This window comes from Enterobacter cloacae complex sp. IR53030 (assembly GCF_049238365.1).
GTDB classification, from domain to species: domain Bacteria; phylum Pseudomonadota; class Gammaproteobacteria; order Enterobacterales; family Enterobacteriaceae; genus Enterobacter; species Enterobacter kobei.
In genome coordinates this window covers 43,811-69,098 of sequence record NZ_JBMKHA010000009.1, presented here as the reverse complement: position 1 = coordinate 69,098, position 25,288 = coordinate 43,811, and the positions used below count along the sequence as shown (strand labels likewise).

Genomic DNA, 25,288 nt, shown 5'->3' with positions numbered 1-25,288 from the left:
TCAGTTAAGCGCTTTTCTTCGCTTTCTTGTCAGCTTTAATGACAGTTGCTTCTGTTTTCACAGCAGCAACGTCACCTTCTTTGAACTCACGACCGTAGTAGGTATCCAGCAGAATCTGTTTCAGCTCGGAGATCAGTGGGTAGCGCGGGTTAGCACCAGTACACTGGTCATCGAATGCATCTTCAGACAGCTTGTCTACGTGAGCGAGGAAGTCAGCTTCCTGAACGCCTGCTTCACGGATAGATTTAGGAATACCCAGTTCAGCTTTCAGGCTTTCCAGCCATGCCAGCAGTTTCTCAATCTTCGCAGCAGTGCGGTCGCCCGGTGCGCTCAGACCAAGGTGGTCAGCGATTTCAGCATAACGACGGCGCGCTTGCGGACGGTCGTACTGGCTGAAAGCCGTCTGCTTGGTTGGGTTGTCGTTGGCGTTATAACGGATAACGTTGCTGATCAACAGGGCGTTCGCCAGACCGTGAGGAATGTGGAACTGTGAACCCAGTTTGTGCGCCATAGAGTGGCAAACACCCAGGAAGGCGTTCGCAAACGCGATACCGGCGATAGTGGCTGCACTGTGGACACGTTCGCGCGCTACAGGGTTCTTAGAACCTTCGTTGTAAGACGCTGGCAGGTTTTCTTTCAGCAGTTTCAGTGCCTGCAGAGCCTGACCGTCAGAGAACTCAGATGCCAGAACAGAAACGTAAGCTTCCAGAGCGTGAGTCACGGCATCCAGACCACCGAAGGCACACAGTGATTTCGGCATTTCCATAACCAGGTTGGCATCAACGATAGCCATATCTGGGGTCAGGGCGTAGTCAGCCAGTGGGTATTTCTGACCGGTTGCATCGTCAGTTACTACTGCAAATGGCGTAACTTCTGAACCCGTACCGGAAGTGGTGGTGACGGCGATCATTTTCGCTTTCACGCCCATTTTCGGGAACTTGTAGATACGTTTACGGATGTCCATAAAGCGCAGCGCCAGTTCTTCGAAGTGGGTTTCTGGATGTTCGTACATAACCCACATAATTTTCGCGGCATCCATTGGGGAACCACCACCCAGAGCGATAATCACATCTGGTTTGAAGGAGTTCGCCAGTTCAGCACCTTTACGCACCACGCTCAGTGTTGGGTCAGCTTCAACTTCAAAGAACACTTCAGTTTCAACGCCAGACGCTTTCAGAACAGAGGTGATCTGGTCAGCGTAGCCGTTGTTGAACAGGAAACGGTCAGTCACGATGAGCGCACGCTTGTGGCCATCAGTAATCACTTCATCCAGCGCGATTGGCAGAGAGCCACGGCGGAAGTAGATAGATTTCGGAAGTTTGTGCCACAACATGTTTTCAGCTCGCTTAGCAACGGTTTTCTTGTTGATCAGATGTTTCGGACCAACGTTTTCAGAGATGGAGTTACCACCCCAGGAACCACAACCCAGAGTCAGGGAAGGTGCGAGTTTGAAGTTGTACAGGTCACCGATACCACCCTGAGAAGCAGGGGTGTTAATCAGGATACGGGCAGTTTTCATCATCTGACCGAAGTGAGCAACACGCTCAGGCTGGTTATCCTGGTCGGTGTACAGGCAAGAGGTGTGACCGATACCGCCCATGGCAACCAATTTCTCAGCTTTCTCTACCGCGTCTTCGAAATCTTTCGCACGGTACATGGCAAGCGTAGGAGACAGTTTTTCGTGAGCAAACGGCTCGCTTTCGTCGACAACTTTTACTTCACCGATCAGGATCTTGGTGGTTGCCGGAACGGTAAAGCCTGCGAGTTCAGCAATTTTATAGGCGGGTTGACCTACGATAGCGGCGTTCAGCGCGCCATTTTTCAGAATGATGTCCTGAACCGCTTTCAGCTCTTTACCCTGCAGCAGGTAGCCGCCGTGGCTGGCGAAACGCTCGCGTACTGCGTCGTATACGGAATCAACCACAACAACAGACTGTTCAGATGCACAGATAACGCCGTTATCGAAGGTTTTAGACATCAGTACGGAAGCAACGGCACGTTTGATATCAGCAGTTTCGTCGATAACAACAGGGGTGTTACCCGCGCCCACACCGATGGCAGGTTTACCGGAGCTGTATGCAGCTTTAACCATGCCAGGACCACCGGTCGCCAGGATCAGGTTAATGTCAGGATGGTGCATCAGTGCGTTGGACAGCTCAACGGAAGGTTGGTCGATCCAGCCAATCAGATCTTTTGGTGCGCCTGCGGCAATCGCAGCCTGCAGAACGATATCTGCTGCTTTGTTGGTCGCATCTTTTGCACGTGGATGTGGAGAGAAGATAATTGCGTTACGCGTCTTCAGGCTGATCAGAGATTTGAAGATAGCCGTTGAAGTTGGGTTAGTCGTTGGAACAATACCGCAGATAATACCGATAGGTTCAGCGATGGTGATCGTGCCGAAGGTGTCGTCTTCAGACAGCACGCCACAGGTTTTCTCATCTTTATAGGCGTTGTAGATATACTCTGAAGCAAAGTGGTTTTTGATCACTTTATCTTCAACGATACCCATGCCAGATTCGGCAACGGCCATTTTAGCGAGAGGGATTCGAGCATCTGCAGCAGCCAGAGCGGCAGCGCGGAAGATTTTATCAACCTGTTCTTGGGTGAAATTGGCATATTCACGCTGGGCTTTTTTAACGCGCTCGACGAGGGCGTTCAGTTCAGCGATATTAGTAACAGCCATAATGCTCTCCTGATAATGTTTAAACTCTTTTAGTAAACCAGCGCTCGATACGTCAGACAGTATAGACAGTGCCAATACGACTTGCGTTACATAAAGTAAAACAATGGGTTACTTTATGCTCCAGCACACTAATTTACTAAAAGAGCCTTACCTTAGCATCATCCCTTTTTGACAGGTGACCTTCCTGGGGGGCGTAATCAAGATTACTCACTTCTGAGTACGGAAATCATGATCTGCGTCAATTTCTCCCCAAGCTGATACCTTTCAGCAGGGTTATTTCATGGATATTTTTCCACTGTTAATTAATTATGTAACTATTGGAAGTGGCGACATCAATGATTCAACATATGTTTAACATTCTGAAATGCTAACGTTTTGGCACAGATTTCTGGTGAAGTATGCTAATAAAAAGCGTATCTTCAGCGCGATTTTTCATGACAACGTTGTCAGTCCCGGGCATGTGCAAAGGCGGAGCAAAACGTGATCCAAACGCTCTTTGATTTTCCAACGTATTTCAAATTTTTTATCGGTTTGTTTGCCCTGGTTAACCCGGTGGGTATCATTCCTGTCTTTATTAGTATGACCAGTTACCAGACGGCGGCGGCCCGGAACAAAACCAATCTCACCGCTAACCTGTCTGTGGCGATCATCTTGCTCACCTCGCTTTTCCTGGGGGATGCCATTCTCCAGGTCTTCGGTATCTCCATCGACTCCTTCCGCATTGCGGGTGGGATCCTGGTGGTGACGATCGCCATGTCGATGATCAGCGGTAAGCTGGGCGAGGACAAACAGAACAAGCAGGAGAAGTCAGAAACCGCGATACGCGAGAGTATCGGCGTGGTTCCGCTGGCGTTACCCTTGATGGCAGGGCCCGGTGCCATCAGTTCAACCATTGTCTGGGGTACGCGTTACCATAGCCTCATGCACCTGATTGGTTTTTCTGTCGCTATTGCTGTTTTCGCGCTCTGCTGCTGGGGGGTATTTCGTATGGCGCCCTGGCTGGTTCGCTTGCTGGGACAGACGGGGATTAACGTCATCACCCGTATCATGGGGTTGTTGTTGATGGCGTTAGGGATCGAATTCATTGTCACCGGTATTAAAAGCATTTTCCCCGGCTTGCTACACTAATATTTCGAATGAAAGAACGGAGCTACGGCTCCGTTTTTTTACGTGAATATCAGCAAATCATATAACTAAAGTTGAAATGCTCACATATCATAATAAATTCTACTAATAATGTTCATCTCTTTTATTTCAAAGGGTTATGAATTTCGCACAATCCCGCCTGCACAGAAAATCTTCTAACGCTCTGTTATTTTACTCACACGATACTCTGGGGCTTGCTGAGAGATAACCGAAATGTTATTAGTAATTTCAACTTTCCCTTAGAGGAATGTGCTAAATAATGATCAGTTGTTAAATTTTTGTACAAAATCACTCAAAAGTAGCGCAGCGACGCGCGAGTAGAGGAAGTTTTCTCTACCTTATTGAATACCCGGTGTTTTTACCGGCTTTCGATGTCTGGCAGGGCTGCCCCCAACGACACGAAGTACTTCGTAAAAGAGAATTGCTTAACAAATTTGCAAAATGTATTGGCGCGCGTTTACGCCATTTGATACTTTCCGGCCTATTATTTTGCAGCATAAAACAATCAGATGAGAATTATTTTCATATAGCTCTCTTCTCAGATATCCAGCTCAGGTCTCAAACAGGGGAGGCCTGTGAAGAATCGACGCAAGACGGCCATACGAGCAGTCAGTAATAAAAAAGTCGGTGATAGCAAGTAGTAAAAGAAGAACCTGACAGCAGCAAAAAAAACTCCTGCGCTGTACAGGCCCCAACAGGGGAATAGACAGCTGGCGAAAGCCAGTAATTATAATGAGTGGAGTACCAACACAATGTCCATCATCACAAAAAAAAATCTGGTAGCGGCGGGGATTTTAACTGCGCTAATCGCGGGCAATGCTGCAATGGCTGCGGACGTTCCTGCAGGAGTACAACTGGCGGAGAAACAGACGCTGGTGCGTAACAACGGTGCGGAAGTTCAGTCTCTTGACCCGCACAAAATTGAAGGTGTTCCTGAGTCAAACGTTAACCGTGACCTGTTCGAAGGTCTACTGGTGACTGACGTTGACGGCCACCCGGCACCAGGTGTGGCAGAAAAGTGGGAAAATAAAGATTTTAAAGTCTGGACCTTCCATCTGCGTAAAGATGCCAAATGGTCCGACGGTACGCCGGTTACCGCCGAAGATTTCGTGTATAGCTGGCAGCGCCTGGCGAATCCAAATACCGCCTCTCCGTATGCGAGCTATCTGCAATATGGCCACATCGCCAATATCGATGACATCATCGCCGGTAAAAAGCCGGTCACCGACCTTGGCGTGAAAGCGATCGATGCCAATACCTTTGAAGTGACGTTGAGCGAACCTGTTCCGTACTTCTATAAGTTGCTGGTTCACCCATCCGTTTCCCCGGTACCAAAATCCGCTGTGGAAAAATTTGGTGAAAAATGGACGCAACCTGCCAATATCGTGACCAACGGCGCCTATAAGCTGAAAGACTGGGTGGTCAACGAACGTATGGTCCTGGAGCGTAATCCGCAATACTGGGATAACGCGAAGACCGTGATTAATCAGGTCACCTACCTGCCAATCTCTTCTGAAGTCACGGATGTTAACCGCTACCGTAGCGGTGAAATCGACATGACCTATAACAACATGCCGATTGAACTGTTCCAGAAGCTGAAGAAAGAGATCCCGAAAGAAGTTCACGTCGACCCATACCTGTGCACCTATTACTACGAAATCAACAACCAGAAAGCACCGTTCACCGACGTACGCGTTCGTACTGCGCTGAAGCTGGCACTGGATCGCGATATTATCGTGAACAAAGTGAAAAACCAGGGCGATCTCCCGGCGTATAGCTACACCCCTCCTTATACCGATGGAATGAAACTGGTTGAGCCTGAATGGTTCAAGTGGTCACAGGAAAAACGTAACGAAGAAGCGAAAAAGCTGCTGGCTGAAGCGGGCTACACTGCCGATAAGCCATTAACGTTTAACCTGCTGTACAACACGTCAGATCTGCATAAAAAACTGGCTATCGCCGTCGCGTCTATCTGGAAGAAAAACCTGGGCGTCAACGTTAAGCTGGAAAACCAGGAGTGGAAAACCTTCCTCGATACGCGTCATCAGGGGACCTTCGACGTGGCGCGTGCAGGCTGGTGTGCGGACTATAACGAACCGACCTCATTCCTGAACACGATGCTCAGCGACAGTTCAAACAACACTGCGCACTATAAGAGCCCGGCGTTCGACAAGATCATCGCTGATACGCTGAAAGTGTCTGACGATGCGCAACGCGCAGAATTGTACGCGAAATCTGAAGAGCAGCTCGATAAAGACTCTGCAATCGTACCGGTCTACTACTACGTTAACGCCCGTCTGGTGAAACCGTGGGTAGGGGGTTATACCGGTAAAGACCCGTTGGATAATATTTCCGTTAAGAATCTTTATATTATCAAGCATTAATGGCAATACGTGGGGTGAGCCTGGCTTGCCCCACTGTGTCTACTTTGTAACATTCATCAGGCACACGCCAGAAGGTACGGGCAATGTTGAAATTTATCCTGCGTCGCTGTCTAGAAGCGATACCAACGTTATTTATTCTAATTACGATTTCCTTCTTTATGATGCGTCTCGCACCGGGAAGTCCATTTACCGGTGAACGTACGCTGCCGCCGGAAGTTATGGCGAATATCGAGGCGAAGTATCACTTAAACGATCCCATCACTACCCAATACTTCAATTATTTGAAGCAGCTGGCGCACGGTGATTTTGGACCGTCATTTAAATATAAAGACTATTCCGTAAACGACCTGGTGGCCTCCAGCTTCCCGGTTTCGGCAAAACTGGGTGCTGCGGCATTCATTCTGGCCGTCGTTCTTGGGGTTACCGCAGGCGTTATCGCCGCGCTCAGACAAAATACCAAATGGGATTATGCCGTAATGGGGGTGGCAATGACCGGGGTAGTGATACCCAGCTTCGTTGTCGCGCCATTACTGGTGATGATATTTGCCATTACGCTGAAGTGGCTGCCTGGCGGCGGCTGGAACGGCGGGGCTCTGAAGTTCATGATTTTGCCAATGGTGGCATTATCTCTGGCCTATATCGCCAGTATCGCGCGTATCACCCGAGGTTCTATGATCGAAGTGCTGCATTCGAACTTCATCCGCACCGCGCGCGCGAAAGGGCTGCCGATGCGCCGGATTATCTTCCGCCACGCGCTCAAACCGGCGCTGCTGCCGGTGCTCTCCTATATGGGGCCTGCATTCGTTGGGATCATCACGGGCTCGATGGTTATCGAAACCATCTACGGTCTGCCGGGCATTGGTCAGCTGTTCGTTAACGGCGCGCTCAACCGCGACTATTCGCTGGTACTGAGCCTGACGATCCTCGTTGGTGCGCTCACCATTCTTTTTAACGCGATCGTTGATGTGCTGTATGCCGTCATCGACCCGAAAATCCGTTACTAACTGGAGCACGCCATGATGTTGAGTAAGAAAAACAGCGAGGCGCTGGAAAACTTCAGTGAAAAACTGGAAGTGGAAGGTCGTAGTCTCTGGCAGGATGCACGCCGTCGCTTTATGCACAACCGTGCCGCCGTCGCCAGTCTGGTGGTTCTGGTGATCATCGCGCTGTTTGTGACCCTGGCACCGATGCTGTCGCAATTTACCTATTTCGATACGGACTGGGGCATGATGTCCAGCGCGCCGGATATGGAATCCGGTCACTATTTCGGGACCGACTCATCCGGCCGTGATCTGCTGGTGCGCGTCGCGATTGGGGGGCGTATCTCGTTGATGGTCGGTATCGCCGCCGCGCTGGTGGCGGTAATTCTGGGGACGCTCTACGGCTCACTTTCCGGCTACCTTGGCGGCAAAGTGGACTCAGTGATGATGCGTTTGCTGGAAATCCTGAACTCCTTCCCGTTTATGTTCTTCGTCATTCTGCTGGTGACCTTCTTCGGCCAGAACATTCTGTTAATTTTCGTGGCCATCGGGATGGTTTCCTGGCTGGATATGGCGCGTATCGTGCGCGGCCAGACGCTGAGCCTGAAACGTAAAGAATTTATCGAAGCCGCGCAGGTTGGTGGCGTATCTACCCGAAATATCGTGGTTCGCCATATTGTTCCTAACGTGCTGGGGGTGGTTGTGGTCTATGCCTCACTGCTGGTGCCAAGCATGATCCTGTTTGAATCCTTCCTCAGCTTCCTGGGGCTGGGTACGCAGGAACCACTGAGCAGCTGGGGCGCACTGTTGAGCGATGGTGCAAACTCGATGGAAGTCTCACCGTGGCTGTTGCTCTACCCGGCGGGTTTCCTGGTGGTCACACTGTTTTGTTTCAACTTTATCGGCGATGGCCTGCGTGATGCCCTCGACCCGAAAGACCGTTAAGGAGCGCCGTCATGACAATTATTGAAACGGCCACTGCGCCACAGGCGCAACAGCAGAGCAATCTTCTGCTGGACGTAAAAGACCTCCGTGTGACCTTTAAAACCCCTGACGGGGATGTTACCGCCGTCAACGATCTCAACTTCAACCTGAGTGCGGGTGAAACGCTGGGGATTGTCGGTGAATCCGGATCCGGAAAATCCCAGACCGCCTTTGCGTTGATGGGCCTGCTGGCATCTAACGGTGTGATTGGCGGTTCCGCAAAATTCAATGGTCGCGAAATCCTCAACCTGCCGGAGCACGAGCTGAACAAGCTGCGTGCCGAGCAGATCTCGATGATTTTCCAGGACCCGATGACCTCGCTGAACCCGTATATGCGCGTCGGTGAGCAGCTGATGGAAGTTCTGATGCTGCATAAAGGTCTGGGGAAAGCGGAAGCGTTTGAGGAATCCGTCAAAATGCTGGATGCGGTAAAAATGCCGGAAGCGCGTAAGCGCATGCGCATGTTTCCTCACGAATTCTCCGGCGGTATGCGTCAGCGCGTGATGATTGCTATGGCACTGCTGTGCCGGCCAAAACTGCTGATTGCCGATGAACCGACTACCGCACTGGACGTTACCGTTCAGGCGCAAATCATGACCCTGCTGAACGAGCTTAAGCGTGAGTTCAACACGGCGATTATCATGATTACCCACGATCTGGGTGTTGTTGCCGGTATCTGTGACAAAGTGCTGGTGATGTATGCCGGTCGTACGATGGAATACGGCAAAGCGCGTGACGTGTTCTATCAGCCTGCCCATCCATACTCCATTGGCCTGCTGAACGCGGTGCCGCGGCTTGATGCGGAAGGGGAATCCCTGCTCACCATTCCGGGCAACCCGCCAAACCTGCTGCGTCTGCCAAAAGGCTGTCCGTTCCAGCCGCGCTGTCCGCATGCGATGGAAATCTGCAACAGCGCGCCGCCGCTGGAAGCATTTGCACCAGGCCGTCTGCGCGCCTGCTTTAAGCCGCAGGAGGAGCTGGTATGAACGCATTAGATGAAAAACGCAATGTGCTGCTCGAAATCGCTGACCTTAAGGTGCATTTCGATATTAAGGATGGTAAACAGTGGTTCTGGCAGCCGCCGAAAACCCTAAAAGCGGTGGATGGCGTCACCCTGCGTCTGTACGAGGGGGAGACCCTGGGGGTCGTGGGCGAGTCCGGCTGTGGGAAATCCACTTTCGCTCGTGCCATTATCGGCCTGGTCAAAGCTACCGACGGAAAAGTGGCGTGGCTGGGTAAAGACCTGCTGGGGATGAAGCCCGACGAGTGGCGCGACGTGCGAAGCGACATCCAGATGATTTTCCAGGATCCGCTGGCATCACTTAACCCGCGTATGACCATCGGAGAGATTATTGCCGAGCCGCTGCGCACCTATCATCCTAAGATGCCGCGTCAGGAAGTCCGTGACCGCGTAAAGGCGATGATGCTGAAAGTGGGGCTGTTGCCTAACCTCATTAACCGTTATCCGCACGAATTCTCCGGCGGTCAGTGTCAGCGTATTGGTATTGCGCGTGCGCTGATCCTTGAGCCGAAGCTGATTATCTGTGATGAACCGGTTTCCGCGCTGGACGTTTCCATTCAGGCGCAGGTGGTAAACCTGCTGCAGAAGCTGCAGCGCGAGATGGGGCTGTCGCTGATCTTCATTGCGCACGATCTGGCCGTGGTAAAACACATTTCTGACCGTGTGCTGGTGATGTATCTGGGTCATGCCGTGGAGCTGGGCACGTATGATGAGGTGTACCACAATCCGCTGCACCCTTACACCAAAGCACTGATGTCTGCAGTACCCATCCCCGATCCCGATCTGGAGAAAAATAAAACGATCCAGCTTCTGGAAGGAGAATTGCCTTCACCAATTAACCCTCCGTCAGGTTGCGTTTTCCGTACGCGCTGCCCGATGGCCGGGCCGGAATGTGCGAAAACACGACCGGTTCTGGAAGGCAGTTTCCGACATGCGGTTTCCTGCCTGAAAGTAGACCCGTTATAATCGCAAGGGCTGACATGATGTCAGCCCTTATTTATTGCGAGGTTACCGTGTCGCGTTTATTCACTTCAGCCCGTCGACGGCTCTATCATCTTTTATTCGATCCAGAAACGGTATCGGGACGCCGTTTTGAGGGACTCTGCGCGCTGTTTGCGTTACTCAGTGTCATTGTCATCTTTATTGAATCCGGTGTCGGGACACAATATCACCTGACATTTGATGAATGGCATGCCTTTGTCTGGCTTGAACTGGCGATCACCCTGGTCTTTACCGCTGAGTATATTCTGCGGGTCGTTTGCTGGCCCAATCCGGCAAAGTACGTATTCAGCTTCTGGGGTTTTATCGATTTAGCGACTATCCTGCCGCTCTATGTCATGTGGCTATGGCCAGAAATCAGTCTCAACTATGTTTTCGCCTGGCGCGCCATGCGCGTGATTCGCGTATTGCGAATTCTTAAATTGCTGCGTTTTATGCCGTCGCTGCGCGTATTCTGGAGTGCCATCGTTAGCGCACGACATCAGCTTATTCTGTTTTACTCGTTTATTGCCATTGTGATGATTGTTTTCGGCGCGCTGATGTATTTGATAGAAGGGCCCAAATACGGCTTCACAACGCTCAACGCCTCCGTCTACTGGGCCATCGTGACCGTGACGACCGTGGGGTACGGTGATATCACACCCCATACGCCGCTGGGGCGCATAGTGGCATCCGTGCTCATTCTGATTGGGTATTCGGTGATTGCTATCCCGACGGGGTTAATTACCACGCACATGAGCAGTGCATTTCAAAGCCATAAAGCGCAGCGTAAATGTCCGCGCTGTCATCAGGGAGAGCATGAGCAGAGCGCGCGGTTTTGCAACCGCTGTGGGAGCGAGTTACCGAAGTAAATAAAAAAGGCTGCCATCGCAGCCTTTTTTATTATTCGCGCCAGAGAATGTGGCACAGCTTGTGGTCTTTCTCCCGGCAGAGCAGGACGCGAGCGAAAATGTCGTTAATTTCCCCACCATCTTCGTCAGCCAGCCCAATCACCACTTCGGCAAAGAAGTCAGGATTCAGGTCGAAATCCACATGTTCAGCCCAGTCTTCTGCAGGGTCGAACAATTCGGCACCGCCGCGCTCTTCGAACTGCAGATTAAAGAGGATCACGTCCGCGGGATCGAGGTTATCAACCGCCAGTTCGAGAAAAATGTCATAGGCCTGCTCGAGCGTTTCGTCTTCGGTCAGGCGATTGTTCAGATCCATTTCCATGATGACTACCTGTTTAACATCGTTGGGCACGTTTTACAGCAACGGACTAAAGAAGTAAAACAGTCGTTCAGCTATTCTCTGCCACAGCGGGCGTTTTACCCACAGCCTGGCATCCAGCAGCCGCGAGCGGGAGATATAATCATCCTGCACCGCCGCCAGGTCACCGCCAAATCCGGCGTCATCAATCACCAGGGTGATTTCAAAGTTCAGCCACAGGCTGCGCATATCGAGGTTTACCGTGCCCACCAGGCTTAATTCGCCGTCGACAAGCACGCTCTTGGTGTGCAGCAGCCCGCCTTCAAACTGGTATATTTTCACCCCGGCGGCCAGCAGTTCGCTAAAGAAGGCGCGGCTGGCCCAGCCCACCAGAAGCGAGTCATTTTTGCGGGGCAAAATGATACTCACATCGACACCGCGCTGCGCTGCGGTACAGATCGCGTGCAACAGGTCATCGCTGGGGACGAAGTAGGGCGTCGTCATGATCAAATATTCACGCGCTGAGTAGGTAGCCGTCAGCAGCGCCTGATGAATTAAGTCTTCCGGGAAGCCAGGCCCGGAGGCAATGGTATGAATAGTATGACCGCTGGCCTCTTCAAACGGCATGATGTTGCCATCTGGCGGTGGGGGCAGAATACGCTTGCCGGTCTCTATCTCCCAGTCGCAGGAGTAAACGATACCCATCGAGGTGGCAATCGGCCCCTCCATTCGTGCCATCAGATCCACCCATTGCCCGACGCCGGAGTCCTGTTTAAAGAAGCGCGGGTCAACCATGTTCATACTGCCGGTATAGGCAATATAATTATCAATCATGATCATTTTACGGTGCTGGCGAAGGTCCATCCGGCGCAGAAAGACGCGCAGGAGATTTACCTTTAGCGCCTCAACCACTTCGATACCGGCATTACGCATCATGCCTGCCCAGGGGCTGCGGAAAAAGGCCACGCTGCCTGCGGAGTCCAGCATCAGACGGCAGTGGATCCCCCGACGCGCGGCCGCCATCAGGGATTCAGCGACCTGGTCGGCCATGCCGCCGGGCTGCCAGATATAGAACACCATCTCAATGTTATGGCGAGCAAGCTGGATATCGCGGATCAACGCCTGCATCACGTCATCGGAGGAGGTCAGAAGCTGGAGCTGGTTCCCCTTAACGCCGCCAATCCCCTGACGCCGTTCGCAGAGCTTAAACAGCGAGGAGGCGACGCTGCTGTTCTCCTCGGCAAAGATATGTTTGCAGGCTTTAAGATCGTTAAGCCACTTCGCGGTGGAAGGCCACATGGCACGCGCCCGCTCGGCCCGGCGTTTACCCAGATGAAGCTCACCGAAAGAGAGATAGGCAATAATTCCCACCAGCGGGAGGATGTAAATGATCAGAAGCCAGGCCATGGCAGAGGGTACGGCTCTGCGCTTCATCAGGATGCGTAATGTCACACCCGCGATTAACAGCCAGTATCCCAAAATGACCAGCCAACTCACCACGGTGTAGAAGGTTGTCATGGTTAAAAAATCCTTTTGAAAGCGTATTGTTATGAGTGTACGCATCAGGATTCATCTGGCAAATAAAAACGCCAGGTAAAAGCGCTGGTTTGCTGCCGGGTTGGGTTTATAATGGCGGCTCTGTTTGAGAAAGAGTTGTAGACATGAAGCGCAGTAGAACAGAAGTAGGGCGCTGGCGCATGTTGCGACAGGTGAGTCGTCGTAAGGCTCGTTGGCTGGAAGCACAATCCCGCCGCAATATGCGTATCCACGCCATCAGAAAATGTGGATTGAACAGGCACCGCAACGCGTTGCTGTTCGCCGTCCAGGATATCTGAAAACCCTGAGGGCACCGCAAGGTGCCCGCTGATTTTATAGTGTCTTATTTAGAGAATATCGTTATTGCTGCGATATTCCGGTGATGTTTAGCAAAAGGAGGGAGAGGTGTTTGCGGAGTTTGGCGTACTGAATTTCTGGACGTATGTTGTTGGCGCATTTTTTATTGTGCTGGTGCCGGGCCCGAATACCCTGTTTGTGTTGAAGACCGGGATCGGTCACGGCGTTAAAAAAGGATATCTTGCCGCCACAGGTGTGTTTATCGGCGATGCGGTTCTGATGTTTCTCGCCTGGGCCGGTGTCGCGGCTTTAATCCAGACCACGCCTGTACTGTTTAATATCGTACGCTATCTGGGTGCTTTCTATTTACTCTGGCTGGGCGGCAAAATGCTCTGGTCGGTGATTAACCGTCAGAATCATGCTCATGAGAGCGGAACTGAACCTGCCAGTATGATCATGAAACGCGCCCTGGTACTGAGCCTGACGAATCCAAAAGCGATTCTGTTCTACGTTTCGTTCTTTGTGCAGTTTATTGACGTGAATGCACAAAATACCGGGACCTCTTTTCTGATCCTCGCCACCACGCTTGAGTTGATTAGCTTTATGTACATGAGCTTCCTGATCTTCTCCGGTGCGTTTGTCACGCGTTATCTGAAAACCAAAAAGAAACTGGCAAAGCTGGGGAACGGGCTGATAGGGCTGCTGTTTGTCGGATTTGCGGCGCGGTTAGCGTCCCTGCATTGATGTGAAAAAAGGCTCCTGAGGGAGCCTTTATTATATCAGAACACTTTCTTATACGGTCGCACCGTTACCTTCGCATACACGCCCGCCGCAACGTACGGGTCTGCGTCAGCCCAGGCCTGCGCCGCTTCCAGAGATTCAAACTCTGCAATAACCGTGGAGCCCGAAAAACCGGCTGCACCCGGATCGTTGCTGTCGACAGCAGGCATTGGGCCAGCGGTCAGCAAACGGCCTTCATCCTGTAGCAGCTGTAAGCGTGCCAGGTGAGCAGGGCGGACAGACTGGCGTTTCTCAAGTGAATCAGCGACATCTTCAGAGTAAATCACGTAAAGCACGGTGAAGCTCCTTAAGCGTTTTAAAGTGTCAGTTACGTTATGTGAAAGGGCAACTGACTGCAATGTAAAGATAAAAACAATGTTAATACCCTGATCTGAATGCCCCTTTTTTGGCCACATTGACGCTTAAATTGCGCCAGAACAAAGTGTCTTATTGAATATGATTGCTATTTGCATTTAAAATCAGGGTTCGATTTTTTAACGTTGATGACTATGACTTCGATGACCCTTGATTTACCTCGCCGCTTTCCCTGGCCGACGCTGCTCTCCGTCGTGATTCACGGTGCTGTCGTGGCGGGTTTGCTCTATACCTCGGTTCATCAGGTTATTGAAATGCCCGCACCCGCGCAGCCGATTTCGGTGACCATGGTATCGCCAGCGGATCTCGAGCCGCCGCAGGTCGCGCCGCCACCGCCACAGCCGGTTGCTGAACAGGAGCCAGAACCCGAGCCTGTTCCGGCGCCACCGAAGGAAGCACCGGTGGTGATCCATAAACCTGAACCGAAGCCCAAACCTAAGCCGAAGCCAAAGCCGGTGAAGAAGGTCGAGGAGCGTCCGAAACGCGAAGAACGTCCGGTTGAGCCACGTGCGACCCAGACGGTTGAGAATGCCGCACCTTCACGTCCGGTAATGAACAACTCCGCACCGGCACCAAAACCAACGGTTGCCGCGCCAGCGGGCCCGCGAGCACTGAGCCGAAACCAGCCTCAGTATCCGGCGCGAGCGCAGGCTTTACGTATTGAAGGCCGCGTGCGGGTGAAATTTGACGTTACCGCAGATGGCCGCGTTGATAACGTGCAAATCTTGTCCGCTCAGCCTTCTAATATGTTTGAACGCGAAGTGAAATCGGCGATGCGCAGATGGCGCTACGAAGCCGGTAAACCGGGTAGCGGACTGATCGTGAACATTGTCTTCCGCCTGAACGGCGGGGCGCAGATGGAATAAAAAAAGCCTCCGGATGGAGGCTTTTTTGTCAGATAATCAGGCCTGCGGAAGCTGACGAGGTTTACCCTCGCTATCCACTGCCACATAAATAAACAGTGCTTCAGTAGCTTTATAGCGCTGTCCAATCGGTTCTGAAGAGACCTTCTTCACCCAGACTTCAATGTTGATAGAGATAGAGGTATTGCCGCGTTTGACGCAGCGCGCGTAACAGCACACCACGTCACCTACCGCCACCGGGCGCAGGAAGGTCATCCCATCGACCCTCACGGTTACCACGCGTCCGTGAGCTATCTCTTTTGCCAGAATTGCGCCGCCCATATCCATTTGCGACATCAGCCAGCCGCCAAAAATATCGCCATTGGCATTAGTGTCAGCGGGCATTGCCAGTGTGCGTAAAACCAGTTCGCCCTGAGGGGCGTTAGTTGTTGTCATTGTTTTAACTCGTAACGGAAGACTTCAGGCGGGATGCTACTATGATTTCACAGCGGAGAGAATAGACCAGAACGCCTGTCGAACACGTTCTGGTCAACCAGCAGTTAGTGCTTATCGTCCTGCGGCATATGGCGATAGATGTAAACGCCGCTGAGCAGGGTGAAAATCAGCGTCAGGGCGGTCAGGCCGAAGACCTTAAAGTTGACCCAAATGTTTTGCGGCAACCAGAAGGCAATGTAGATATTGGCAAGACCACAAAGAATAAAGAACACCGCCCAGGCAATATTCAGTCGGGACCAGACCTGCTGCGGCAGCGTCAGCTCTTTACCCAGCATGCGCTGGATAAGCGGTTTTTTCATAACCCACTGGCTGATTAACAATGCGCCTGCAAACAGCGCGTATATCACCGTGACTTTCCACTTGATGAATTCATCATTGTGGAAGAACAGGGTCAGCCCGCCGAAAACAGCGACCAGCACGAACGTGACCAGCGCCATTTTTTCGACTTTACGGTAACGTAACCAGCTGTAGATCAGCACAACCGCGGTCGCGATAATCAGCGCAGTGGTCGCAGCATAGATGTCATACAGCTTATAAAACGCGAAAAAGACCACGAGCGGTAAAAAATCAAGAAACTGCTTCATTCTGTGATTCCATCTTCTCTGTTGAGCCGGGAAGCGGGTCATGCTCCCGGCATCAGGATTACTGACGAATTAACATATACAGGCGGAACAGATAGACCAGCAGTACCGCTGAAATCAGGTTGCTCAGCGTATTCGCGACTACCGCGCCAACATTAGGCGTTAAAACCGCAAAATTTGGCGCAAACAGGAGCAGAAGCGTTTTCGCCAGCAGCCAGCCGATCACGGCAGGGGCCACCAGGCGCATATTCGCCCATGCGAGCCTGATGCTGCTGCGCATTGCGGTAAAAATCCCCATTTTGTCCTGCACGATCATGATCGGGGCAAAAGAGAGCACGATAGCCAGCAACACGCCCGGCACCACGACCAGCATAATCCCCATCTGCACCAGCAGGGTGGTTAAGAAGATCAGGATAAACAGCTTCGGCAAAACGGGGGCACTGGCACCAATCGCGCGTAAGGCACTGACCCGATGGCCCGCTGACACCAGCTGAATCATCAGGAGAACGCCGCCCGCCAGAATCGCATTACCAATGAGACCAGAGAACGTCGATGCGGCTGAAGCCCGCAGCAGGATTTGCTGCTGCTCTGGCGTCATGTTTTGCACCAGTTCAAACAACCCGACGCTTCCTGCCAGATTGTCACCCTGGCTCAGGCTGGCAATCTGTTCATCACTCGGTGAGAAGGCATGGCCCAGCACCACAGTGATAAAGGCGCAAAGCAACGCGATCAGTAAAAAAGTTATGAACTGATTGCGGAAAAAGTTTCCCGTGTCACGGTAGACAGACTTCGCCGTGATAGACATGCACTCTCCTTGAGTATTGCAGGTGTTAATTAGCCGGTAATTGTACACCGGATGCACCTGCTGTGGCAGCATCAAGGCTTGTATGGAAAAGCATATCTTTGTAAAGCGGCGGTAATCCGACCCGTGCGCGGGCGCGATTACAGGCGTCGTTGACCTGCCCGTCTTCCCCCGACATAGCAAATTCCCGGCAGGGGCTGGGGCGATCCTCATAGATGGAACACCGGGTTGAGACCCCGGGTTCACCCTGTAGCGCGACGCAGCGGGCTTGTTTTTGGTTCGTGCCGCGCATACAGCGCAGAAAAGGGGTTAACGGCTCAGTGAGATGAACCGGAACGGTACCGCCGCCATCGCTGGCCTCGGCCCAGTAGAAAGAGACTCGAAAATACGCACAACAGGCTCCGCACGTCATGCACGGGTTAACTTCACTCATGGCACACCTGCAAAAAAGAACGCATCAAATCAATTTGTGAAAGCGATAAATTAGCCAGCCGCCTGAGGAAGAGCAAGAGGGGGAAAAGAGAAAATTTTGTAACTGTGAAATGCCAAAAATTGACATGGAAACAACTTGCTGCCTTTCAAAGCGCCACAAAAAATTAACCCAGATCAATGAATGTTAACTTACTGGTTTTAATGTGATCTGTGGCAGATCACTTATTACTCATTTGTGAGTATATTCTCACCCGCGATTAAAACCACAACGATGGAGCGGATATGAAAAAATTAGCGGTGGCAGCCCTTGTATTAAGCAGTCTCTCTGGCGGCGCGTACGCGCACGAAGCAGGTGAATTCTTTATTCGTGCCGGTTCGGCCACGGTTCGCCCAACTGAGGGCTCTGATAACGTGCTGGGTATGGGCGGTTTTAACGTCAGTAATAACACCCAGTTAGGCTTAACGTTCACTTATATGGCGACGGATAACATTGGTGTCGAGCTTCTGGCGGCAACGCCGTTCCGTCATCGCGTCGGTCTGGGGGCAACCGGTGATATCGCTACCGTTCACCATTTACCGCCAACGCTGATGGCGCAATGGTACTTTGGCGATGCCAGCAGCAAGGTACGTCCGTATATTGGCGCCGGTGTAAACTACACCACCTTCTTCGATGAGAAATTTAACGATACCGGTAAAGAGGCCGGTCTGACTGACCTCAGCCTGAAAGATTCATGGGGTATGGCGGGACAGGTGGGGCTGGATTACCTGATTAACCGTGACTGGCTGATCAACGCCTCAGTCTGGTACATGGACATTGATACAGACGTACGCTTTAAAGCGGGCGGTGAGCAGCAAAGTATCAATACTCGCCTCGATCCGTGGGTGTTTATGTTCTCTGCAGGTTATCGCTTCTAATCCCCCCTCAAACTGGCCACCAGGTGGCCAGTTTGCTTTTGCAGCCTTCAAAACGACGGATAAACCGGCCGCTCGTCAAGTTTTACGCAGTGCCTGAGTTTCGTTTCCCCATCATATAAATAGCTAAATGCGTCGCTGGACACCGAATGAAAAAGAATATCGCCATTAGCAAACGGGATCATTTCGGTGTCACCCGCGCGCTTGTGCCCTGCGCCGGTTTCAAACTGGCCGCGCCACCGTTCCTGCGTATGGTCGTAAACGTGCAGAATAACCTCGACAAGTCCTCTTTCCGGACAGTTAAGGCGCAGGAAGGTTGAAGAGAAATTCAGGGGCAGCACGTGAAAGGGAATCAATAAGGCGAAAACCAGTAAAGCTCGTAAATACATCAAACTGCGAAAACCTCCTTCAAAATGGATATGAGATTTTACTTAAGTCAGATGCGGCGGCTTTGCCCTCGATCAAGAGGTCTTATAATTCAATGCGATAAAGGCCTCTGACGAGGCCTGAACGTTCATTTTTGAATCAAATAGCGGATTGTTGGCCCGTCCTGCTGAATATCCAGCACCGTGTAGCCATGGTTTTTAGCATCCAGCGGAATGTTGTTAATGGATTGCGGGCAGTCGCTCACCACCTCCAGAATTTCCCCTTTTTTGAGCTGCGGTAGCGCTTCAAGGGTAGCCACTGCCGGATAAGGGCAGGGTTCGCCGATCATATCCAGTCGATAGTCAGGCACGATCTCTTTCATGCAGCGTTCTCCTGCGTTTCAGGTTTAGCGGTGGTGCGACGGAAGAAACGTTTCTCCTGCGCGACAACCAGTAAAAAAGCGACCAGCAGCAAGGCATAGGTTACCAGCAGGCCGCCGAGCGGACCGAAGGTGCTCAACAGATTGACCTTATCCCAGTTTGTTGCGAGTACAGGTGAGACATCATCCCAGTAGTACGCCAGAATGGTTGAACCAATGACATTACCAAGGCCGACCCACCAGTAATGCACCTGGCCTTCGACGGCGCGATACATCCAGCCGGTTTCACACCCGCCTGCCAGCACAATTCCGAAGCCAAACAGCAGGCCACCAATCACCGCGTTAGGACCGGCCCACATGATTTTCGGTTCAACACCGAGTTGTACATAGCTGAAAATGCCGATGGCGCTCACCGCCATACCGGCAATGATCGCTTTTGCCATCATGGTTCGTCCGGTGATCCACATATCGCGAAACGCAGAGGTAAAGCAGATCTGCGCGCGTTCGATCAGCAGACCAAACCCTACGCCAAACAACATCGCCAGGCCGAGTTTCGGTTGATTCAGCGCTGTGCAGATTGCCCACGCGATCATGGCAAAAAAGACCAGCATACCGAGGCGAAAACGGCGTTTCGCCTGGTCCGGCTTCTGGGTCAGCGGCGACGCCGCGCTAACTTTGGTCATTTTTACCGGAATACGGAACAGCGGCAGCAGGGTGAATTTTGCACCGAAGTAAGAGCCAATCGCGGTGGCGACGGCAAAGAACCAGGCATGCAGTGAAAATTGCGGAATACCCGTGAAGAACGCGGCAAGGTTACAGCCCATCGCCAGGCGAGCACCAAATCCGGCAATAATCCCGCCGACGACCGCCTGCATAATGCGGATGCGGCTTTTGGGCATGCGCAACTTGACGTTATTTGCCCACAGCGCCGCCGCGAAACAGCCGCCGAACATTCCGATGATCATCATTCCGTCGATGCGGGTAAGCGGAGTACCGTCCAGGTGAATGAGTTTAAAGTAGCCCCACTCTTCGGCATGCACGCCAGCGAGTTGCAGAAGTTGACCACCCCAGCGGGTAAACTCGCCGGTCACGGCCCAGAAGGTACCGGTAATGCCGAAATAATAAGTAGAGAGAATGCCTGCCGCGATAACGGCCGGAACAGGTGACCAGAACTTAACTAAATAAGTCTGTTTGAAGTATTGCCATGACATGAGTAAGCCTCTGAACTCAGAAGGTGTATTTGGATTTAACGGGCCGGAATATATAACTTTTTGGCTTACTCTAAAACCTCTCCAAACCTACTCTCCGGGATAGCGTCATTTTTTATGACCTCCGTCATTAAATCTTCCGGTTATTTCCCGGCAATCACACCCCCGGCTGCAAAATATTCATTCCTTTCGCGGAGCCTTACTCAAAATGCGAGAGCGGCAGACATCCAGAATTTCGTCAGCCAGCGCGGAATTATCCGGGCAGGCACGGGACAACACCAGAGCCCCGACAAGATGTGCAAAGGTGTTTATCAGGTCAGCACGTGAGACATTTTCGTCGCTTAACATTGCCAGCTGACGTTCAACCCCGGCTGCAAATGTCTCTTTGATGGACTCGGACTGGCGTGCGGTGTCCGTGCCCAGGGCAGACATCACGCAACCTCCGGCCATATCATCGCGATGCTGCCGGGAGAGGTAATATTCAATGAATTTGTCTCGATCTACACCCGCCAGGTTTTCCGCGGCATGCACAAACCCGCAATTCATGGCCTCTGACATCAGGTCGGCCTTCGAACCAAAGTGCTTATAAAACCCGCCGTGGGTTAAACCCGCAGCAGACATCAGCTCCGCCACGCCCACGCCGTCATAGCCGCGTTCACGAAAAAGTTCGGATGCCGTTTCAACTATGCGCATCCGGTTCTCCCGGACCTGCTCTTTTGACACTTTCATGCTGCCCACCCCCTATAAAACAAGGCTCAATTATACATTGATGATGATCATAATCAAACCAGTTGACTTTATAGATTATGATCATCATCATTAAATCCGTGTCTCCGTCAGCGCTTCGCAGAGAAAGGCACGCTCTGTCAGTCTGGCTGAGATCAGCAAAGAGAGCCGGATATCTCCCGGATTTACCTGCATCGAACGGTGCAGATTCTGTTTAACATTTGATAAAGAAGATCACACATGACGAAAACTTCAGTTCTCATTACAGGCGCATCGACGGGTATTGGTGCTGTTTATGCGGAAAGGTTTGCAAGCCGTGGACATAACCTGATTCTGGTTGCCCGGGATAAAACAAAATTAGACGCACTTGCCGAACGTCTGAGACAGGAGAAGGGCGTTTCTGTAGATGTCCTGCCTGCCGATCTCACTCAGGCAGCGGAGTTAGCGACGGTGGAAACGCGTCTTCGTGAAGACGAAAAAATAGGGGTGCTGATCAATAACGCCGGCATCGCACAGTCGGGCCGTTTTATCGGCCAGACGTCCGAGGCAATTGAGCGTCTTATCGCCCTGAATGTCACCGCGCTGACGAGGCTTGCCAGTGCCGCGGCACCACGGTTTGTCAACGCCGGAGAAGGTGCGATCGTCAATATCAGTTCAGTCGTTGGGCTTGCCCCGGAATTTGCCATGTCGATTTACGGTGCAACCAAAGCCTTCGTGCTTTTCTTGTCGCAGGGATTGCATCTTGAGCTGTCCTCCGCAGGCGTTTACGTCCAGGCGGTACTTCCGGCCGGCACTTACACCGAAATCTGGGAACGTGCCGGTATTGATATCAGTAAGGCGCCCGAGATGATGGAAGTGGGTCAGTTAGTTGACGCAGCCCTGGCGGGCTTTGACCGTCGCGAACTCGTCACCATCCCTCCTTTACAACACGCAGCCCACTGGGATGACCTGGAGAGGACGCGTCAGGCTCTGCTGGCGGACATCAATCAGGCTAACGTGGCAGAGCGCTACAAAGTGTAGTCAGGGGGGATTCGGCATAGGACTGAGTATCGTTTTTTCACTCAGCAACAGCGTTGTTAAGAAACATGCCACAGGCAAACCCGGCAGAGTAAAAGACAAATGAATAAGAAGACGATGAAAGCGTTTACGTTTAAACGCTATGGTAAATCCCCGGGACTGGGGATCGATGACGTCGATTTTCCGTCCCCCGGTAATGATGAAATTCTGGTCAAAGTGTATGCAGTAGGTCTGAACCCAATCGATAACATGATCCCGACCGGCATGTTCAAACGCGTTCTGCATTTCAGTCTCCCCGCGACCTTGGGCAGTGATGTGTCCGGCGTTGTCGTTGCCACAGGACGTCGCGTGACGCGATTCAAGGCAGGCGACGAGATTTTCGCCAGTATTTTTGACAGGGGAACGGGGTCGCTGGCCGAATTTGTCCGGGTGCCAGAAAGCCTTGCGGCGTTAAAACCCGCCAGTCTGGATTTCGTACAGGCCGCGTCACTTCCTATGGTCAGTCTCACCTCCTGGCAAGCGCTGACAGAACGCGCGATGCTGCGAGCGGGGCAGAAAGTATTTATCCCTGCCGGATCCGGTGGAATCGGCAGTTTTGCTATTCAGCTGGCGAAACACTTTGGCGCAACGGTTGGGACGACCACCAGCGCAGCCAACATTGACTGGGTGAGCCGCCTTGGTGCAGATGACGTCGTTGACTATAGAAAGCAGGAATTCGAAAAAGTGCTGAGCGGCTACGATATTGTCCTCGGTACTATCAGAGGTGACGCGATTGAGAAATCCACGCAAATCCTTAAGCCGGGAGGGAAAATTATTTCCCTGATCGGGCCGTTAGATGCTGCTTTCGCGCGGGAACGACACCTTAATGTTTTCCTGCGTTTCGTATTAGGGCTGATGAGCCGCAAAATCATGCGGCTGACAAAAAAGCGAGGTTTGACCTATTCGTTTCTCTTTGTTCGCCCTGATGGCAGCCAGCTCAGCCAAATCGGTGAACTCATGGACGCTGAACTCATCAAGCCCGTAATCGACAAGGTTTACCCCTTTGCCGAAACGAGCGACGCCTTCACCTATCTGGCTCGCGGGCATGCAAAGGGGAAAGTCGTCGTTAAAGTTCATGGGTGATAGCTACGAAGGCTTGAGCGCCGTTGCAGCGGCGGACCGCAGATAATGGTGATGCGCTGAGTGGAACCCTGCGCATTGCCGCCCCCTATGCTGCCGGACCTTGTTACTGAAGGCGTGGATATTTCGCTACGTTTTGGTGAGTCGGGGGAAGGATGAACCCAATATACGTTGTACTCTGCGCGGGATTAAAACCTGGGCATTACGGATATGGCCACCCCTCAGGCGAGGGGTGGCTTTCGGGGCGGGAGAGTGATGTTTACTTCGCCGCTTCCTCGATAAGTGTGGCGACATCCTGTGGATGTGAAACCATCACGACATGGGATGCGCCTTTAATCACAACGGTGTGTTTTGATCCCGCGCGTTCAGCCATGAATCGCAAACCCTGGGCGGGGATATTCTTGTCGCCGTCACCGTAAATGAAGTAAGAGGGCAGTTTTTTCCAGGCTGGCACACCCGATTTTTCAGTTAAAGCCGCTTCGGTAATCGGTCTTTGCCCTGCGGCCATCAGCGCCGCCTCTTCAGCTGAAACGTCATGCGCGAATTGCTGGTGGAACTTCGCCCGATCGATGGAGAGATCGACGCTACCATCAGCCAGCTTCACCGGTGTGGATAGCGCCTGACCAAGCGTGCCGCCAGGGAATTTCCCTGCCAGGTCGGCCGCGGCTTCACCCGCGTCCGGAGCAAATGCGGCGACATAAACCAGCGATTTGACATTGTTTGTATCACGGGCCGCGTTCGTAATAACCTGGCCACCATAGGAATGCCCGACAAGGACGACCGGCCCCTTAATGTTGTTCACCACAGAAGAGACGTAAGCCGCATCACCCGAAACACTGCGCAGCGGATTCGCGGCAGCAACGACATTGTATCCATCCTTTTGCAGGATCCGGGTAACGCCATTCCAGCTAGAAGAGTCGGCAAAGGCACCATGAACCAGGACAACGGTCGGCTTAGCGGTTTCGGCGATTGCGCTGGCAGACAGCAGAACGGCGGCAACGGCAAGGGAGGCAGCAAATTTGGACATGATCATTCCTCTTTTCAATACAGTTTAAAGGGTATGCGTAGGGGGGATTGTGGCCTGTCTGAAACAGGCCACCTGGTTAGCCGCGAATAAAGGCCAGTACGTCAGCGTTAAAGCGATCGGCCTCTGTCTCCGCCAGTCCATGTGAACCGCCGGCATATATCGTCAGCGTCGCATTCGCAACGATCTCAGCGGCGCGGTGTGCGGATGCCTTAATGGGGACAATCTGGTCATCGTCGCCATGAATAATCAGCGTAGGGCGATCAATCTGCTGCAGGTCGCGTGTGTAATCGACTTCAGAGAACTCATGGATGCAGTCATATTGCCCTTTAATGCCGCCCTGCAGGCCAATTCTGCGGAAGTTTTCCCGTAACCCGTCATTGGTGGGGACATGGTCACGGTTAAAGCCATAGAACGGAATTGTCAGGTCAAAGTAAAACTGTGAGCGGTTTTTGGCCGTGCCTTCGCGGATAGCATCAAACACCTCAATCGAAGTACCGTCTGGATTGGCATCCGTCCGGAGCATAAGAGGAGGGACTGCGCCGACCAGAACGACTTTAGCCACGCGTGAGGTACCATGACGGCCGATATAATGTGCAACTTCGCCGCCCCCTGTGGAGTGACCCACTAAAATCAGATCCTTCAGATCCAGCGACTCAATCAGCTCAGCGAGATCGTCCGCATACTGATCCATATTGTTGCCGTGGAAAGTCTGGTCTGAACGCCCATGGCTGCGACGGTCATGCGCGATGACCCGGAAACCATTCTGGCTGAAAAACAGCATTTGCTGATCCCAGGCATCAGACGATAACGGCCATCCGTGAGCGAAGAGGATAGGCTGACCTGAACCCCAGTCTTTGTAAAAAATGCCTGTTCCGTCTTTGGTGATGAAAGTTGTCATTTTGTACTCCTGTTATGTGTTGTGTTATTTGTTTGTGTGCGATTTGTTTGTGTGCAAATGAATGTGGCAGCCCTTTTTGCCTTTGTCAAT

Annotated in this window: 27 protein-coding genes; 14 read left to right on the top strand and 13 right to left on the bottom strand. The window is 52.2% G+C overall.

The genetic code is table 11. From position 1 onward, the window contains the following. Positions 1-4: 4 nt before the first annotated feature. Positions 5-2,683, bottom strand: a complete 2,679-nt coding sequence (gene adhE, locus ACOTXR_RS11480; protein WP_421767031.1) for a bifunctional acetaldehyde-CoA/alcohol dehydrogenase — start codon at positions 2,681-2,683, stop codon at positions 5-7. Positions 2,684-3,163: 480 nt separating this feature from the next. On the opposite strand from adhE, the gene ACOTXR_RS11475 reads away from it, so the two are divergent. The 7 genes from ACOTXR_RS11475 to ACOTXR_RS11445 all read left to right on the top strand — a co-directional run bounded on the left by ACOTXR_RS11475 (position 3,164) and on the right by ACOTXR_RS11445 (position 11,048). After that, positions 3,164-3,811, top strand: coding sequence for a YchE family NAAT transporter (locus tag ACOTXR_RS11475; protein ID WP_014884164.1), 648 nt, complete (start codon positions 3,164-3,166; stop codon positions 3,809-3,811). Between the two features lie 770 nt (positions 3,812-4,581). Next, positions 4,582-6,213: an oligopeptide ABC transporter substrate-binding protein OppA gene (oppA, locus tag ACOTXR_RS11470; protein ID WP_023330572.1), complete on the top strand. Its 1,632-nt coding sequence runs from the start codon at positions 4,582-4,584 to the stop codon at positions 6,211-6,213. Between the two features lie 83 nt (positions 6,214-6,296). Then, on the top strand, positions 6,297-7,217 hold the full coding sequence (gene oppB, locus ACOTXR_RS11465; protein WP_014884162.1) for an oligopeptide ABC transporter permease OppB: 921 nt from the start codon (positions 6,297-6,299) through the stop codon (positions 7,215-7,217). A gap of 12 nt (positions 7,218-7,229) precedes the next feature. Continuing rightward, entirely contained in the window at positions 7,230-8,138 is a 909-nt protein-coding gene (oppC, locus tag ACOTXR_RS11460) for an oligopeptide ABC transporter permease OppC (protein ID WP_014884161.1), read from the top strand. Between the two features lie 11 nt (positions 8,139-8,149). Then, positions 8,150-9,163: an ABC transporter ATP-binding protein gene (locus ACOTXR_RS11455; protein ID WP_014884160.1), complete on the top strand. Its 1,014-nt coding sequence runs from the start codon at positions 8,150-8,152 to the stop codon at positions 9,161-9,163. Next, positions 9,160-10,164, top strand: coding sequence for a murein tripeptide/oligopeptide ABC transporter ATP-binding protein OppF (gene oppF / locus ACOTXR_RS11450; protein ID WP_014884159.1), 1,005 nt, complete (start codon positions 9,160-9,162; stop codon positions 10,162-10,164). Before ACOTXR_RS11455 ends, oppF begins: the two co-directional genes overlap by 4 nt. A gap of 14 nt (positions 10,165-10,178) precedes the next feature. Next, the gene (locus ACOTXR_RS11445; protein WP_023330571.1) at positions 10,179-11,048 is read left to right on the top strand and encodes an ion transporter; all 870 of its coding nucleotides are present in this window, start codon (positions 10,179-10,181) and stop codon (positions 11,046-11,048) included. A gap of 31 nt (positions 11,049-11,079) precedes the next feature. Here the strand turns inward: ACOTXR_RS11445 and ACOTXR_RS11440 are convergent, their stop codons facing one another. Together ACOTXR_RS11440 and cls are read right to left on the bottom strand one after the other, a co-directional pair. Then, on the bottom strand, positions 11,080-11,409 hold the full coding sequence (locus ACOTXR_RS11440) for an HI1450 family dsDNA-mimic protein (RefSeq protein WP_003856748.1): 330 nt from the start codon (positions 11,407-11,409) through the stop codon (positions 11,080-11,082). A 33-nt stretch (positions 11,410-11,442) separates the two neighbouring features. Beyond that, complete coding sequence (gene cls, locus ACOTXR_RS11435) at positions 11,443-12,903, bottom strand: cardiolipin synthase (protein WP_008502791.1); 1,461 nt, start codon at positions 12,901-12,903, stop codon at positions 11,443-11,445. Between the two features lie 143 nt (positions 12,904-13,046). Here cls and ACOTXR_RS11430 point away from each other — a divergent pair, with 143 nt between their 5' ends. Further along, positions 13,047-13,220, top strand: coding sequence for a YciY family protein (locus ACOTXR_RS11430; RefSeq protein WP_017384232.1), 174 nt, complete (start codon positions 13,047-13,049; stop codon positions 13,218-13,220). Between the two features lie 106 nt (positions 13,221-13,326). Beyond that, positions 13,327-13,962: a leucine efflux protein LeuE gene (leuE, locus tag ACOTXR_RS11425; RefSeq protein WP_014884157.1), complete on the top strand. Its 636-nt coding sequence runs from the start codon at positions 13,327-13,329 to the stop codon at positions 13,960-13,962. Positions 13,963-13,997: 35 nt separating this feature from the next. Here leuE and ACOTXR_RS11420 read toward each other — a convergent pair whose 3' ends face one another. After that, positions 13,998-14,294, bottom strand: a complete 297-nt coding sequence (locus tag ACOTXR_RS11420; RefSeq protein ID WP_023330569.1) for a YciI family protein — start codon at positions 14,292-14,294, stop codon at positions 13,998-14,000. Between the two features lie 222 nt (positions 14,295-14,516). Between ACOTXR_RS11420 and tonB the strand changes: the two genes are divergently transcribed. Beyond that, positions 14,517-15,239, top strand: a complete 723-nt coding sequence (gene tonB, locus ACOTXR_RS11415; protein ID WP_058689893.1) for a TonB system transport protein TonB — start codon at positions 14,517-14,519, stop codon at positions 15,237-15,239. Between the two features lie 36 nt (positions 15,240-15,275). On the opposite strand, the gene yciA is transcribed toward tonB, so the two are convergent. From yciA to ACOTXR_RS11395, 4 genes are all read right to left on the bottom strand, one after another. Further along, positions 15,276-15,671, bottom strand: coding sequence for an acyl-CoA thioester hydrolase YciA (gene yciA, locus ACOTXR_RS11410; RefSeq protein WP_008502796.1), 396 nt, complete (start codon positions 15,669-15,671; stop codon positions 15,276-15,278). A gap of 104 nt (positions 15,672-15,775) precedes the next feature. Next, positions 15,776-16,315: a septation protein A gene (locus ACOTXR_RS11405; RefSeq protein WP_045135473.1), complete on the bottom strand. Its 540-nt coding sequence runs from the start codon at positions 16,313-16,315 to the stop codon at positions 15,776-15,778. 58 nt (positions 16,316-16,373) lie between these two features. Further along, positions 16,374-17,117, bottom strand: a complete 744-nt coding sequence (locus ACOTXR_RS11400; RefSeq protein WP_014884117.1) for a YciC family protein — start codon at positions 17,115-17,117, stop codon at positions 16,374-16,376. 25 nt (positions 17,118-17,142) lie between these two features. Next, positions 17,143-17,547, bottom strand: a complete 405-nt coding sequence (locus ACOTXR_RS11395) for a YkgJ family cysteine cluster protein (RefSeq protein WP_014884116.1) — start codon at positions 17,545-17,547, stop codon at positions 17,143-17,145. 281 nt (positions 17,548-17,828) lie between these two features. Between ACOTXR_RS11395 and ompW the strand changes: the two genes are divergently transcribed. Together ompW and ACOTXR_RS11385 are read left to right on the top strand one after the other, a co-directional pair. Then, the gene (gene ompW, locus ACOTXR_RS11390) at positions 17,829-18,461 is read left to right on the top strand and encodes an outer membrane protein OmpW (RefSeq protein WP_014884115.1); all 633 of its coding nucleotides are present in this window, start codon (positions 17,829-17,831) and stop codon (positions 18,459-18,461) included. Between the two features lie 146 nt (positions 18,462-18,607). Next, positions 18,608-18,778 carry a hypothetical protein gene (locus ACOTXR_RS11385; protein ID WP_155404566.1) on the top strand — a complete coding sequence of 57 codons (171 nt, stop codon included), beginning with the start codon at positions 18,608-18,610 and terminating at the stop codon, positions 18,776-18,778. A gap of 194 nt (positions 18,779-18,972) precedes the next feature. Here ACOTXR_RS11385 and yedF read toward each other — a convergent pair whose 3' ends face one another. The 3 genes from yedF to ACOTXR_RS11370 form a co-directional block, all read right to left on the bottom strand. Further along, positions 18,973-19,206 (bottom strand): sulfurtransferase-like selenium metabolism protein YedF, encoded by a 234-nt coding sequence (gene yedF, locus ACOTXR_RS11380; protein ID WP_014884113.1) that lies wholly within the window; start codon positions 19,204-19,206, stop codon positions 18,973-18,975. After that, positions 19,203-20,414 (bottom strand): selenium metabolism membrane protein YedE/FdhT, encoded by a 1,212-nt coding sequence (yedE, locus tag ACOTXR_RS11375; RefSeq protein WP_023338394.1) that lies wholly within the window; start codon positions 20,412-20,414, stop codon positions 19,203-19,205. The genes yedF and yedE overlap by 4 nt, the downstream gene beginning before the upstream one ends. 177 nt (positions 20,415-20,591) lie before the next feature. Beyond that, complete coding sequence (locus ACOTXR_RS11370; RefSeq protein WP_023330563.1) at positions 20,592-21,140, bottom strand: TetR/AcrR family transcriptional regulator; 549 nt, start codon at positions 21,138-21,140, stop codon at positions 20,592-20,594. 237 nt (positions 21,141-21,377) lie between these two features. Here ACOTXR_RS11370 and ACOTXR_RS11365 point away from each other — a divergent pair, with 237 nt between their 5' ends. Together ACOTXR_RS11365 and ACOTXR_RS11360 are read left to right on the top strand one after the other, a co-directional pair. After that, entirely contained in the window at positions 21,378-22,157 is a 780-nt protein-coding gene (locus ACOTXR_RS11365; protein ID WP_058689894.1) for an SDR family NAD(P)-dependent oxidoreductase, read from the top strand. Between the two features lie 99 nt (positions 22,158-22,256). Continuing rightward, positions 22,257-23,276, top strand: a complete 1,020-nt coding sequence (locus tag ACOTXR_RS11360; protein ID WP_058689895.1) for an NADP-dependent oxidoreductase — start codon at positions 22,257-22,259, stop codon at positions 23,274-23,276. A 256-nt stretch (positions 23,277-23,532) separates the two neighbouring features. Here the strand turns inward: ACOTXR_RS11360 and ACOTXR_RS11355 are convergent, their stop codons facing one another. Both ACOTXR_RS11355 and ACOTXR_RS11350 read right to left on the bottom strand, forming a co-directional pair. Further along, positions 23,533-24,300, bottom strand: a complete 768-nt coding sequence (locus ACOTXR_RS11355) for an alpha/beta fold hydrolase (protein WP_200923887.1) — start codon at positions 24,298-24,300, stop codon at positions 23,533-23,535. Positions 24,301-24,376: 76 nt separating this feature from the next. After that, entirely contained in the window at positions 24,377-25,198 is an 822-nt protein-coding gene (locus ACOTXR_RS11350; protein ID WP_014884108.1) for an alpha/beta fold hydrolase, read from the bottom strand. Between the last annotated feature and the right edge of the window lie 90 nt (positions 25,199-25,288).